Consider the following 280-nt stretch of genomic DNA (forward strand, 5'->3'; position numbering starts at 1 on the left):
TGCGAAGGCAAACCCACTCATTCGCGTTTGGCGGCGAAGAGTGGACAGAAAAAGGCTGGGAGCTGGTTTTTCCGCACATCTTCGGTGCGAGTTGGCTATTGGCAAACAAACCATCATCTTCTTGCGCCAAAATATAGGAAACCTTGAGCTTGCTGTCGTTCAGCAACTGATGATCCAATGCTAACGGCAAAGTCGCCGCCATCGGTAGCCCGCAAGAGTTGTGTCAGCAAAGTGAGTTTTAACCTATGAAATTTCAGATTATTCCTGTAACCACTGAAGG

At 48.2% G+C, this 280-nt stretch carries 1 protein-coding gene; it reads right to left on the bottom strand.

Annotated features, from left to right (window positions below):
- On the bottom strand, positions 1 to 202 hold a 202-nt coding region (locus L9G74_RS20285; RefSeq protein WP_238898576.1), incomplete at its 3' end, for a hypothetical protein.
- Positions 203 to 280 lie beyond the last annotated feature (78 nt).

Source organism: Shewanella electrica (assembly GCF_022321485.1).
GTDB lineage: Bacteria > Pseudomonadota > Gammaproteobacteria > Enterobacterales > Shewanellaceae > Shewanella > Shewanella electrica.